The sequence below is a fragment of the Planctomicrobium limosum genome, assembly GCF_051465645.1.
Taxonomy (GTDB): Bacteria; Planctomycetota; Planctomycetia; order Planctomycetales; family Planctomycetaceae; genus Planctomicrobium.
Genome location: NZ_CP195790.1, coordinates 4281645 through 4295637 on the forward strand (window position 1 = coordinate 4281645; position 13993 = coordinate 4295637).

Sequence of the window (13993 nt, forward strand, 5' to 3'; positions counted from 1 at the left end):
GTTACGGAGACAGAAGAACTTGTGGAATCGAGTTCGCCCAATTTTTCCCTCGACGGAGACGATTGACTCGCGGATTAAAGAATGACTTCGTTGTCAAAAGTCTTCCGGTTTGAGGATTTCGCAGCGATCTATCACGTTGAGAGCACTGGCGATGTGTTTGCATTGCTGCACCGGGTGAACACAAAAAAAGCGACCAGACGTATCTGGCCGCTCCGTGGAGAGTCTCAAGAAGGATTGCCTTCGGTTATTCGATCGTGTTCACGAGCTGACCTGGTGGAACCATCGAGGCGATTCGCTGAAACGCTTCGAGGATCTGCTGTTCCATTTCTTCAGTGGATGATCCCCCGGGAACGTTGATGAAGACGCCATTTCCCATCCAGGCAATTGCTTGCAGCAAGTCTCGATCCGCATCCATCCCCACTGCCATGGTGTTGACGATGTAGCCTGCCTGAACCGCTTCATATGCTTGCTTCAGGACATAACGCTTCTGGCTGTCGTTCGTCTGATAGTCGGCCGTTCCATCTTCATTGAAATCGAAGAGTGTGTTCCAGTTCCATCCATTGGGAAGAGTCGACGATTCCCCGGAATCGATGGTGTTACTGTTACCGTCGGTCATCAGCAGGATGGTTGGCTGAGATCCTTTGCGTGCATTGGCTTTCAGGAGCTGAATTCCAGTCTTGAGCCCTCCACCCATGTTTGTCGAAGCTGAGTAATGATTCGCCTGCTTGTACTTCATCAGGTTGTTCATTGCAGTGAAGTCCGACGAGATTGGCTCGTCGCGGACATCAACTTTTGGAACCTCCGCGTTATTTGAGTTCTGATAGTTCTCTACTCGATGATTGGTGTCATAACTGACCATGCCGAGTCGGTCATTGAATGACAGATTGTCGAGGAAGTTGCAGAGCAGTTCATGCCCCACTTTGATCGAGGTGAATGGGTAGTGTCGTGATTGTGCAATTTTTGGCGTTTGGGAATGGGCGGACAGGCTCCGCATCACATAGTTGACGAATGAGATCCCGCCATAGGTTTCCCGGTAACCTTTTTCGATCATCTGTTCATCGTTGTGACAGTGATTGAAGTACCCGGTCCAGCTTCCTCCAGAGTATGGAAATGTTCCGAGATTGAAGCACGAAATCATTGCTGTTGCGTTGTCACTTAACGTCTGAGAAACAGTCGACCTTCCATTTGTTGTCAATGACGTGATCGCGACTGAGCTGATATCCCGGGTTCCTGTGATTGAGGCGGTTTTCTGGCTGCCAGTGTAGTTACTGGTTGCAGTTGACCCATTTGTGTAAGTCAAAACCACTTTACGCAATGATGTCGTTGTTGTGACATCGCAGGACATGTACCTGAACTTGCAGGTTGCTGTCACTCCGCTGGATGTTGCTGAGGCCGTCAGGTGCTGAGGACTAAAGTTCAGCGTACCGATCCCTGATGGATTCAGGTCATCCCAAAGTTTTCGGATGTTGGAAACAACCTGAGCATCAGAAAGACGGCTGGATGTTTCATTGTTCAGCGGGAAGTGACTGTCGAAGTTCATTGAACGTGAAAAGTCGTGAATCACAACAATGTCACGCGACTTCACAAAAGCCATTGCCTCGGTTTTGACGTCCGTATACCCCTTGCCAAGCACTCCTCCGAAGAAGAGTTTCAGTCGGCCGTCTTGAGCGCCTGGATCGTCTTTGGTTCGACGGGCAACAACCTTCACTGCGTTGGTGATGCTCGCGTTCCAGTTCGTGGTCCACTTTCCAGTGGCTTGATTGAACTGCCGTTGCCCGAACATGACGTCCTGCTGGGGATCGACATAGATTCCACTCAGTTCGGCGACACGGCTGGCAACCAGACGTGCGTTGCCGCGAGCGTAGGCGACCGGGTCGGCTTCACCGATTGGAGCCTTGCGAATTGCGTGTGAGATTTCCTGTGCCGCTGCCAGTGCCGCTGCATCGACGGCGTTCTGCATTCTGGTTTTCTGAATCTGGATATAACCCACGTCGACACTGATCGCGGCAGCCGCAAGCAGGCCCACCAGGCACAAGCAGGTCAGAACCAGAACGCTTCCGCGACGGTCTTCTCTGAGAGAGACTCCTGAGTCTGCGGAAGTTGTCAGCGTTCGGATGATTTTCATAAACAGACTCGGTGTTAAGGCTGGCGAATCGGCCAGTCCTTATCAAATGAACACAGCAAATCTCAGCAGGTCTGAGTGATTGCGGTGGTGGATGAATTCAGTGAGTGGTGGTCTTCGGTGAATCCTGACTCAGGATGGATGCTGACTCGGACAACTCTTACTCGGACAATGCACTGTGTCCCTGTCGAAACACAACAGAGACGGCCAGGTCCTTGTCTTTCATGATGCGGACCGGAAACCGTCCGACTTTGTGGTAGGGAATGGATGCAGAGACTCGAAAATACTCCAGGTAATTGGATTCGGCCCGAAGATCGAATGGCTGACCGACGCTTTTTCCATCAGCATGTGTGATGGAAATGTTGACGTCATTTCCGGTGATTCCACTCGCTGTGAGCATGTTCTTAATGTCGGTCGTGATCTGCTGATTCAGCGTCGTTCCAATGGGGAGCTTATCGTAGACCTCGCTCGCTGCTGCGCGTGCCCCTTCGCGGACCGCAACAGAGAGTTTCTGAGAGACGTCCAGTGCGCGGGACATTTCGACAATGCCGAGCAACAGCAACAGAAAGAAGGGAGCAACGACTGCAAACTCAACCGTTGCCGTTCCCTCTCGGGAGCGGTTGCTGTGCTTTGGCTGATGTGGAATGTGACGTTGCATTTCAGACCTTATTCGTGCCGCATGACCGATTGAGCTTTCAGGGTCACTGTTTTCGCCCAGAATGGAGGGAGAAGGGCGACACTGCTGTAAGGAACGGTCGCTCGCACGACAAACATTTTATATCTCGTTGTTGATTCCAGATTCAGATCGGGGAGGCTGTTGTAGTTCACATTGGCAGGGTTCACGTTCGCCTGTTCAAAGACGCTGGCATCTTTCACCAGGACCGTCGCTCTTGCCGATTTGAAAGCCGAATTCAGGATTCCATTGACCATCGTCCGCACTTCAGCCGTTGTTACGCCGTCGACTGATCCATGGCGAGCGGCGCGTTGAACGGCAGCATTCAGGGTTCCCTGAACCATATAGGCGTGGCCGAATTCCATGATCCCAGCCATGAAGAGACCAAAGACCGAAGACACGATCGCCGTCTCGACCAGGACGGTGCCTGAGCGACGAGCGAACGGACTCGGACGTGGTGGAGATGATCTTCGCACGTACATAGTGCTGGCTACCTTACCTCTTCATATGACAAGACACTGCGTCTACCGCCAAAACACTAGTTCCATTTGGCCAATGAAAAATTGAAAAAATCTCGAAATTTCACACTTCGGGGCATTTGCGAGACGCAGTTGGCGGTGCGTTGATTTCCGGCAACATTTCATTGCAGTGAGAATCATCGAGCAAGTGATGTTTAGACTTGGTAGAATCGCGCCAACTGTGAGAATCGGTTTTTGTGGCGTCTCGTCATCTTCGGATCGAAAATCCATGATGCAGCGGGTACGTTATGATGATCCGTCGATTGGCCGGCTTGTGGAGTTCATTCCAGGCAGGGAACCCGTCATGTTTTCAATTCAATGGCGCCGGGCTCAAAATTCAGTGAAGCACAGTCGAGCCAGAGTGGACTTGCTGGTGGTTCTGACACTGGTTCAGTTCTTCCTTCTGCAGGCCGGTGAGCTGTTTGCTCAGGCAGCGCCAGCTGCGTCGATCGATGAGTGTCGGCGTCTCTTTCAGTCAGGGAAGTACGAATCCTGCATCACAGAGCTTTCTCCGTTGCTGGAGTCGAAAGAAAGTTCGGAAGATGCGTTTCTGCTGAAAGCTCAAGCGGAATTCACGCTGGGGAAGTACACGGAAGCACGCGACACATTGTTGTCCGGGAACCTCCGAACACCGGGCAGCATTCGCATTCGCTGGGCGCTCATGCAGTACTCGCCATATGCCGGGCAAGAGAAAGATGTCGAGCGCTATGCAGGGGAGATCGATCGATTCGTTCGCGCAGCAGCATGGCAATACTCACAACGTGCAGAGGATCTGATCACGCTTGCGAAGTTGCTGCTACGGCAGGGGGGCGACCCGAAACAGGTTCAGAATGTTCTGTTGAAGCGTGCGAAAGAACTGCATCCAAATCGACGTGAACCACTGCTGGCGATGGGGCAACTCGCTCTGGAGAAACGTGATTTCACACTGGCTGCTGACACATTCCGCGAAGGACTGAAGAAGTTCCCGGATGATTCTGATTTTCTGTTCGGAATGGCGTGTGCATATGAAGAGTCAGACTCTAAGCAGATGCAGGAGGCACTGGACAAAGTGCTGGTGATCAATCCTCGACATGTCGACGCTCTGTCGATGCTGGTCAATCAGCTTATTGATCGGGAACGCTATGAACTGGCGAAGGAGACATTAGTCAAAATTCAGGCCATCAATCCCAAGTACCCGGCCGCTTTTGCATCGCTGGCTGTCCTTGCATTTCTGGATGGAGACCACGCCAGTTTCGAATCGAATCGGACACAGGCGCTCGCTTCGTGGGGAACGAATCCCGAAGTAGACCACCTCATCGGAAAGAAGCTGTCGCGAAAGTATCGATTCGAAGATGGGGCCGAAGCACAACGACGAGCCCTCGTTTTACAGCCATCCTATCTTCCCGCCATGAAGCAGCTCGCGCAGGATTTGCTGCGGCTGGGACAGGAAGAAGAAGGTTGGCAACTCGCACACGCCGCTCATCGTCAGGATGAGTACGATGCCGCGAGTTACAATCTCGTGACGCTCCATGATGAACTGACTCGATTCACTGTGCTGGAGTTGCCAGGCTGGCGGATTCGCATGGAGAAGGGGGAGGCCGAGTTGTATGGCGATCAGGTCGTTGCACTGTTGACCGAAGCACGATCCATTCTCTGTCAAAAGTACGATCTCCCGTTGGAGAAAACGATCTCTGTTGAGATCTACCCGAAACCGAACGATTTCGCGGTACGAACTTTTGGAATGCCGGGAGCCGAAGGCTTTCTGGGTGTCTGCTTTGGAGATGTGGTGACGGCGTTAAGCCCCGCTTCTCAACAGGTTCGCCCTGTCAATTGGCAATCGGTGTTGTGGCATGAATTCGCACACGTGGTCACCTTGAACAAGACACACAACCGAATGCCGCGATGGTTAAGCGAAGGAATCTCGGTTTATGAAGAGCGTCAACGTGATCCGCGCTGGGGAGAGCGGATGACGCCTGCGTATCGGGAAGCGATTCTGGGAGGCAAGCTCACACCGATTCATCGCATGAGTGAAGCGTTCCTCTCTCCGGGAAGTGGAGGAGGGCTCATGTTCGCCTATTTCCAGAGTTCGTTGGTTGTGGAATATCTCATCAACACATACGGCCATGCGGAGTTCGTTGCCATTCTTGATGACCTTGCATTGGGGATGCCGATTAACGACGCGATTGAACGGCACACAACATCAATGGGGGAGCTGGAAGAGAATTTCGAAGCCTTCGCGAAATTGCAGGCAAGAATGTTTGGCTGGAACGTCGACTGGTCGAAACCAGAGCCGGCTCAGTATCTGGGAGATCGTTCCCCTGCTGACCAGTTACACGATTGGCTCAAGCTTCATCCACGGAATTACACCGGGGTGAAAACTGCCGCGAAAAATCAGATGCAGGCTGGAAATTCAGCAGAGGCGATCAAGTTGCTACGGCAGGCGATCACCGTGTTCCCGTTAGAAAAAGGCGCCGAGGGAGCATCCGCCATTCTTGCTAAATTGCAGCGAGAGGCCGGAGATGGCGACGGAGAATACGAGACACTCCTGCACTGGGCGAGTATTGATGATGACGCGGCCGCGGCGCTGCTGCGTCTGATTGAAATTGATTCTGCGCGTCAGAACTGGGCGGCCGTCATGCAACATTCACGGAGGCTATTGGAGATCAAACCATTGATCCCGCAGCCGTATCAGTCGCTGGCAACATCAGCCGAGAATCTGAATCAATCAGAATCTGCAGTTCAGGCGTTGAATGCATTACTGACACTGCCACGAACAGATGGTGCAGGGATTCATTATCGGCTGGCATCTCAGTTCCATCAGCAGGGACGGAATGAGAAGGCTAGATTTCACGTCATCCGAGCACTGGAGTTCGCCCCTCGGTATCGAGGCGCATTGGCATTGTTACTGAAGATTAAAGATGCCGAGGCGACTGCAGAACAAAAGAAAGAACCGGCATCGGCAAACTGATTCCGGTTCTCGAAATACTGTCATCGCCACAGGGATGAAAGCGAGTTATCTGTTTGGCAGACCAGTAAAAACTCTGGCTGCCATCGGCATTCTGCGACCGGTTCCAAATGCTTTGGCGGACAACTTGATGCCCGGTGGAATCTGGCGGCGTTTGAATTCGTTACGGTCCAGACGTGTCACCACCCAAAGGACAGTTTCTTCCGGGAACTCTTTGGCGAGGTCTGCCGGTGATCGCTCTTCGTCGATCAATCCGTAGAGAATCGCATCCAGAATCGGATAGGGTGGCAAGGTGTCCTGGTCGTACTGGTTCGGAGCCAGTTCTGCGCTCGGGGCCTTTTCAATGGTGTTGTAAGGGATGACTTCCCGCCCGGCGCGTTCGTTGACATACCGGGACAGGGCGTAAACGTCCCCTTTGTACAGATCGCAAAGAGCCGCAAAACCTCCGCACATGTCGCCGTACAAAGTGCAGTAACCGACCGAGAGTTCACTCTTGTTTCCAGTGGCAATTGCAATCCAGTTATGGCGATTGCTTCTGGTCATGACGATCGCCCCGCGGATGCGTGCCTGCAAATTTTGGTCGGCCAGCCCACCCGGTTGAGAGGATAAATCCGTGTCGATCTTCGGCAGTGTTTCGTAGACTCGATGCACGTCGTCGATCGAAATAATCGACCAGTCGATGCCGAGGGTCTTCGCCAAAGCAACCGAGTCGGAGACGCTGTGTTCGCTGCTGTATCGGCTCGGCATCAGCAGGCCATGCACATGCTCTGGACCGATGGCGTCTGCGGCAATAGCTGCCACGAGGGCACTGTCAATTCCGCCGGACAAGCCCAGTACGCAGTCAGTGAACCCGCATTTTCGAAGGTAATCTTTCAACCCCAGCGTCAGCGCGTCATAGAGTTCGACCTCCCGACGTGGCGACAATGCAGGTTTCGCCGATGGCAAGTGTTCGGTGTCGATGAACTTCAAGTCCGGGGTGAATGCACCACCTGTTTCAACAAGTGCTCCGTCCTGATTCAGAACGAAACTGTTCCCGTCGAAGACCAGATCATCATTCCCGCCCACCTGATTTACAAACAGAAACGGACGGCCGTGGCGTTGAACATGCCGCTGCATGAGCTGATGGCGACGTTGAACCTTGCCGGAAGCAAATGGGCTCGCCGAAAGGTTAATGAAGAGGTCAACGCCATGAGCAGCCAGTGTGGCGACGGGGTCGGGAGTGCGATCCGGAAAATAGTGATAGAACGTATCCGGTTCACCCCACCACGCGTCTTCGCAGATATGCACCCCGAGAGTGAGCCCACCGAACTTCATCGGGCGAGGAGTGGGGCCGGGGACGAAGTACCGCTTCTCGTCGAAGACGTCGTAGTTCGGCAGCAGCACCTTGTGAATGGTGTCGGTGATCTGGCCGTTGCTTAACAGGCTTGCTGAATTGGTCGGCAAGTCTGAGTGATTCGGGTGCTTGCCGGGATGTCCGATCAGGATCGCGAAGTTCTCGTCTGTCAGTGACGCGAGTTCTGCTACGGCTTGCAGACAAGCTTCAATGAAGCCGCCACGGAACAGCAGGTCTCTGGGTGGGTATCCACAAATTGCGAGCTCAGAGGTCACCAGCAGTTGGGCTCCGCTTTGGCGTGCCTGTTCTGCAGCGTCGCGAATCTGTCTGGTGTTCCCTGCAAGGTCACCAACGACAAAGTTCAATTGAGTAAATGCGATCTTCATGCGTCATCACTGGTTCGGTCGCTGGTCAGGCGTTTGCTGGACCAGAACGTGACGACCGAACTCGGCGGGGCGGTCTCGTCACGTTTTAACTCACCAATGATAGACAAATGCCGGGCAAAAGAGACGTCGGAGTTGTCGTCATCAGGCGGAATCTTTGTAGATCTGCTCCGGATGCATGCGTCTCTCACTCCAGCGCCAGGGAAACCGGAGTTTTTGGCAGAGAAATGACGCTATTTGTGCAAAATCAGCTTGCCGCTTTTGGTGAGTCGCAAGCGGTAAAACTCTTCACCATGCTGAATCGCCACTTCTCGGGTATCACGAAAGATATCCGCTGAATTGAGAACCGGTCGATTGATGGGAGCAATGGGGACCGGAGAAGTTGGAGTTGGTGCTGGGTTCGGCGATGAAGTCGGTGCGGAATCGGCCGGGACAGGAGCACTGGACATTGCTAACTCAACTTTCGATCAGAATACAGTCGTGTCCCGCGCGCCAGGCGTGAGCAGGTGTTTCCATGCTAAATGAAACTGAGACTCAATGTCAATGTGATCCTGTGGTGAAACGCGATGGTGACGTAAATGTAATAAAAGAGGCCAGTCCCGACGTGCGGGGCTGGCCTCAGTGTTTGAGCAGAACGCAGATCAGCGTGTTTCAGATCGCTCCGAAACAGGACTGTCTGGTGCGTTGGCTTCGATCACGAAGCAACGGTTCGATTGTTTCGCTTGCGATCAGTTTCTGACAGCCAGATCTTACGCAAACGAATTCCGTTCGGGGTGACTTCCACGTACTCGTCCCACTCGATGTACTCGAGGGCCATTTCCAGTGAGAGTTCGCGTGGTGGTGCGAGGATCATGTTTTCGTCCGACCCGGACGCACGCATGTTGGTCAGTTTCTTTTCGCGGACTGGGTTCACGACAAGGTCATTATCGCGGCTGTTTTCGCCAACGATCATCCCTTCGTAAATCTCTGATCCCGGGCCAACGAAGAGTTCGGATCGCTCCTGGAGTTTGAACAGGGCGTATCCAGTCGCCTTGCCGACATCCTGAGAAACGAGCACGCCGTTCTTGCGGCGAGGAATTTCGCCTTCCAGCTGGCGATAGGATTCGAAGCGGTGGTGCATGATCGCTTCCCCTTTGGATGCGTTCAGCAGGCGAGTACGCAGGCCGATCAGACCGCGAGCAGGAATTTCGAACACGAGGTGTGAGTGTGTTCCGGCTCCGGCAGTCATTTCCTTCATCTGGCCTTTGCGCTGGGAAACCAGCTCAATGACAGTTCCGACGTCGGTTGAAGGAACGTCCACTTCGAGGATTTCGAATGGTTCGTGCCATTTGCCGTCGATCTGCTTGCGGATGACTTCTGGCTTTCCAACGGAAAGTTCGAAGCCTTCGCGACGCATTGTTTCGATCAGAATCGACAGGTGCAGCAATCCACGACCAGAAACCCGGAAGATATCCTTGGTTTCTCCGTCAGAAACTCGCAGTGCGACGTTTGACTGGAGTTCCTTGGCGAGACGTTCACGAAGGTGGCGGCTGGTGAGGAATTTTCCACCACTGCGACCGGTCAGCGGGGATGAGTTGATCGTAAAGACCATCGACAGCGTCGGTTCGTCGACTTCGATACGTGGCAGAGCGATTGGTGCGTCGATGGCAGTGACGGTGTCACCGATTTCCGCATCGCCCAACCCTGTCAGGGCGACGATATCACCGGCTTCTGCCTGCTCAACTTCCACTTTGCCGAGCTTGTCGAACAGTTCAACACGCTCGACTGGAGAGTTGATGACCTTCCCACCCTCTTTCAGGATCGAGACTTTTGAGCCTGTCTTGACGATCCCGTTGTTGATCCGTCCGACGATGATTCGCCCGACGTATTCTGACCACGACAGCGATGTCACCATCATCTGGAATGGTTCGGAAACGTTTGCGACTGGACCTGGGATGTGTTCCAGAATCATGTCCAGCAGGGGAACCATATTCCCTTCGCGGGCACTTGGGTCGTGCGAGGTGTACCCGGAACGACCGCTGGCAAACACGTATGGAATATCGAGAGAGCCTTCATAGCCCAGCTCTTCGATCAGGTGAATCGTTTCGAGAACAACGTCTTCAGGGCGAGCGTCGTTACGGTCAATTTTGTTGACGACAATGATCGGCTTCAGACCGACTTCGAGTGCTTTTGTGAGCACGAATCGGGTCTGTGGCTTTGGACCTTCGAATGCGTCGACGAGAATCAGAGCCCCGTCGGCCATCTTCAACACACGTTCCACTTCTCCCCCGAAGTCGGAGTGGCCCGGCGTGTCGATAATATTGATTTTCACCCCTTTGTATTGCATCGCAATATTTTTGGAGAGAATTGTGATCCCGCGTTCCCGTTCCAGTTCGTTGGAGTCGAGAATACAGGCCTGTTGCAATTGAGCGTCTCGGAACTGGCCACTTTGACGCAACAGGGCATCGACCATGGTTGTTTTGCCGTGGTCGACGTGGGCAATGATAGCGATATTCCGAATGTCGTCGCGACGCATAGTTTGTCCGTATAGTTCAATTTATCTGCCACCGGCCGGGACCGGGACACAACTCGCTCGCAGTGAAAGATCCTGTGAACGCTGTGACCAGCCGAAGCAGGCAGCAAGCCGGCAAACGCCAGCCTGGCCGCATCCAGAGCGAGAGAAGCGTTGACTCTGGAGCGAAATCAAGAAACCCTAGGGGGGAGAATGATAGAGATCTTTGGGATTGTATGCATCCTAAAGTTTTCTGAAATTCATCTTTTCTATCATATCTCCCTTGGAACTTTGCTTCTACTGGTCATTTTGTGAAAAGAGTGAACTCGATTTAGGTGCGAAATTCTTCAAAATGAGATAGACGTATCTGCTTGTTCTGATTTGTTTGCGTCGGTGTGTTGCTTTAACGACAGTGACTCAGGGGCGATTTTCAGGAGAGGCACCCTGTTGATTGCGAGTTGAGTGCAACGGGGGACCGTCACTCTGGTATGCTTCAGACGGCCAGAAATTCGCCTTCGTGGTGATTCACAAGTTGGTCGAACGGCGGTCTTCAGCGGTTTTACTTGAGGAAGCTCCACTCAGATCAATCGAGCTCTTTGCCGTTTGATATTCGACGGAAGTCAGGAACGAACGTGGCGACGACGGTGCTGGTCATTTTTCCTGTTCTGTTCATCCTGTTCCTGGCAGGGGCCATCTTTTTTGTTCAAAGCCTGTTTCGTACAACGCCGCCCCGCAAATGGGAGATCTCAATCGTCTCCAAGCTGTTTTTTCTCGGGTTCGTCGTGCTTTTCGCGATCAGCCCTGAGACGAAAAGGCAGATGATCGGGGAAAACTCGCTGCTCGATCGGTTGTCGTTTCTACCGTTCGATATGGTGTCAATTTCCTGGTGTATCAGCGCGATCGGCTTTCAGGCTCTGTTGTTGAACCGATCTGATGCCCTTTCTGCGCCTGCCGGGAAATGGAGAGAAGCGTTTGCCGGGACATGGTTATTGCTGGCCTCGATGGTGGTCGTGGTGGCGGACAGTGTCTGGTTGCAGTGGGGAGCAATGGTCGTTTCAGGCTGGCTGCTCTGCCTGATTCTCGCAAGAAATGATCGAGATGAATCGGCCTCGTCCGGGGCGGGGACTTATCTGGTCTGGCTGACCGTGGGCGACTTTCTCTGGCTTGTCGGGTTGGTTCTGCTGAATCACGTCTGGTTGGCACCGGGCATGTCGACGTTGCTGACATTTCAGCACGAGCCAAATCTCAGCCCCGAACAATACAACCTGAGTGTGACTTCGTTTCTGTTTTTGGTTGTGACACTGGTGATGCGTTGTGGGCTGTTCCCGCTCATGGTTTGGGGAAGACAAGTCGCGATTTCTTGGCGGAACGTTGCCTGGGTCTCAGTTTTCGGGGTGGGACTGTCCGGAGCCCTGTTTCTTCGCTGGGGCGTGATCTTCAGCCAGTTTGAACCGATTCAAATGCTGCTCTCCGGAATCGGAGCGATGTCGGTTGGGCTGCTGGGGATGATGGCACTTGTTTGTCAGCGTGATGAACATGTGGATGGCGGACCAAGACGGTTGCTGACTGTTGTTTCGATTCAATGGGGAATCGTATTCTTAGGTTGTATCGTTCTTCAGCCAGCGATTGCATTGTCTCCGATAGTCAATTTGCTGGGGCTGTCGGCAACATTTCTTGTGGGGATTCTTTGCTTCGAAATCGATGCCATGCATCTGGAGCCAGCGAAGCGGAGTGTTGGGAGATTTCTGCTGCTGTTTGCGGGTGCTGTCTGTTGCGGCATTCTCGGGCAGGATCAACTCGCGGATATCGTGACGAAAGTTGCCTGGCCGGAAGGGCTGAATGCCTGGGTGATGTTTGGACTGGTGCTTGTCGGTTCTTTATTTACGACAGTCGCATTGTTTCGCGAGATCCAGACGCAACTCGCGACGAATTTTGGAGATCGTGATCATGCAGAGGCCGATCTGACAGGGACAGCGCAGGGAACACGTTCTGGGGGCATTCTTGCCTGGTATTGTGTGGTTCTGGTTTTGATCGTGGCGCCTGCAGTCGCTTTCGTCGTTGGACAAGGTCTTTTATGGCGACACTTTTCACTCGCGGTTCCAGTGGTGATGGCCATCGGAATCGTGGTCGCCCGAACCTGGCCTGACCAATTGGGGGGGGCGACTCCTTTGAATGAGTCTGGGAGCCTGATTCAGCGTCTCACTTCCGCCGAATTTTATGCTCCAAAGCTGATCAGGTTCTTCGTCGCTGCACCTGTTCGATTGTTCGCACATTTGTGCAAAGCATTTGACTGGTACCTGCTCACTGCATTTCCGCATAAGCTCCCGACCGAGTTTGTGAGAACGGTTGCCGAATCGTCGACTTTGGTCGATGAAGAGACTTCGGAATCCATTGCAGTCTGGCAATTGTTGGCGGCGTTGTTGTGTTTGCTGGCCGGAGTTTTCATTGCCAGTTCAATCTGACTTGAGTGTCAGTCAGTCGCTTTTATGGATCGTCCAATTCGCAACAGGAAGTGAAAGGGTGCTCGGGCCATGGATCGTCGACCACTGGGAAAAACGGGTTTGACACTGCCTGTATTGGGGTTCGGGGCTTCGTCACTCGGACAGGAGTTTCGCAACGTTGATCTGTCGGACGCCGTTTCCGCTGTTCACACAGCCCTCGATTGCGGAATGAACTTCATCGACACCTCTCCTTATTACGGACGAGGCGCATCGGAAGTGCTGCTCGGGTTTGCATTGCGCGACGTTCCGCGGGACTCGTATCTGTTGAGTACAAAGTTGGGACGTTACGCCCCACAACACTTTGATTTCTCTGCGAAGCGAGTCAGAGAGAGTGTCGATGTTAGTCTGGAACGGATGAAGGTTGATCACATCGACATCATGTTGTGTCACGATATTGAGTTCGTGGACATGCAGCAGATCGTCGATGAAACGCTCCCGGCGTTGCGAAAAGAACAGGAACGCGGAACCATCCGTTTTGTCGGAGTCAGTGGATATCCGATGAAGATGTTTCAGTTCATTCTGGAACAGACTGATCTCGATGTGGTGCTTTCTTACAACCACTATACGTTACAGAATCAGATGTTTGCTGATCTGATTCCGTTGCTGAAAGAACGTGGTGTCGGTGCGATGAACGCTGCACCGTTCTCGGCTCGCTTGTTAACCAATGCTCCATTGCCGGTCTGGCACAAAGCGACTCCATTTGTTCGAGAAACGGCAGCCAGGGCGGCACGTCATTGCGAGCAAGCTGGAGTGGATCTCGCACAGCTTGCCTTGCAGTTCTCCGTTGCAAATGAAGATATGGCCACTTGCATTGCTGGAAGTGCAAGTCCTGAACGCATTCGTGAATGGGCAAGCTGGGTTCAGAAACCGATTGACCAACAACTGCTGTCAGAGGTTCTCGAAATTCTGAAGCCGATTCACAACTGGTATTACACAGAAGGCCGCCCGGAGAATAACGATCCGCAACTTTCCCAGGGCCAGGGTGTCTCGACGTGAGTGAAACGGCGTTGATTGATCTGCTGAGTTGA

At 53.1% G+C, this 13993-nt stretch carries 9 protein-coding genes; 3 read left to right on the top strand and 6 right to left on the bottom strand.

Going from position 1 to position 13993, the window contains the following annotated elements; all coding sequences use genetic code 11:
• Positions 1-244: 244 nt before the first annotated feature.
• From SH527x_RS16360 to SH527x_RS16370, 3 genes are all read right to left on the bottom strand, one after another.
• Complete coding sequence (locus SH527x_RS16360; RefSeq protein ID WP_437191751.1) at positions 245-2125, bottom strand: pilus assembly protein TadG-related protein; 1881 nt, start codon at positions 2123-2125, stop codon at positions 245-247.
• Positions 2126-2282: 157 nt separating this feature from the next.
• Positions 2283-2780, bottom strand: coding sequence for a TadE/TadG family type IV pilus assembly protein (locus tag SH527x_RS16365; protein ID WP_437191752.1), 498 nt, complete (start codon positions 2778-2780; stop codon positions 2283-2285).
• Positions 2781-2788: 8 nt separating this feature from the next.
• The gene (locus SH527x_RS16370) at positions 2789-3277 is read right to left on the bottom strand and encodes a TadE/TadG family type IV pilus assembly protein (protein WP_437191753.1); all 489 of its coding nucleotides are present in this window, start codon (positions 3275-3277) and stop codon (positions 2789-2791) included.
• A gap of 340 nt (positions 3278-3617) precedes the next feature.
• On the opposite strand from SH527x_RS16370, the gene SH527x_RS16375 reads away from it, so the two are divergent.
• Complete coding sequence (locus SH527x_RS16375) at positions 3618-6260, top strand: tetratricopeptide repeat protein (protein ID WP_437191754.1); 2643 nt, start codon at positions 3618-3620, stop codon at positions 6258-6260.
• A gap of 45 nt (positions 6261-6305) precedes the next feature.
• Here SH527x_RS16375 and SH527x_RS16380 read toward each other — a convergent pair whose 3' ends face one another.
• From SH527x_RS16380 to typA, 3 genes are all read right to left on the bottom strand, one after another.
• Positions 6306-7976: an NAD+ synthase gene (locus SH527x_RS16380; RefSeq protein WP_437191755.1), complete on the bottom strand. Its 1671-nt coding sequence runs from the start codon at positions 7974-7976 to the stop codon at positions 6306-6308.
• A 230-nt stretch (positions 7977-8206) separates the two neighbouring features.
• Positions 8207-8422: a hemin uptake protein HemP gene (hemP, locus tag SH527x_RS16385; protein ID WP_437191756.1), complete on the bottom strand. Its 216-nt coding sequence runs from the start codon at positions 8420-8422 to the stop codon at positions 8207-8209.
• A gap of 245 nt (positions 8423-8667) precedes the next feature.
• Positions 8668-10488: a translational GTPase TypA gene (gene typA / locus SH527x_RS16390; RefSeq protein ID WP_437191757.1), complete on the bottom strand. Its 1821-nt coding sequence runs from the start codon at positions 10486-10488 to the stop codon at positions 8668-8670.
• Between the two features lie 608 nt (positions 10489-11096).
• Between typA and SH527x_RS16395 the strand changes: the two genes are divergently transcribed.
• Together SH527x_RS16395 and SH527x_RS16400 are read left to right on the top strand one after the other, a co-directional pair.
• Entirely contained in the window at positions 11097-12926 is a 1830-nt protein-coding gene (locus SH527x_RS16395; RefSeq protein WP_437191758.1) for a hypothetical protein, read from the top strand.
• A gap of 69 nt (positions 12927-12995) precedes the next feature.
• Positions 12996-13961, top strand: coding sequence for an aldo/keto reductase (locus SH527x_RS16400; RefSeq protein ID WP_437191759.1), 966 nt, complete (start codon positions 12996-12998; stop codon positions 13959-13961).
• Positions 13962-13993: the final 32 nt, after the last annotated feature.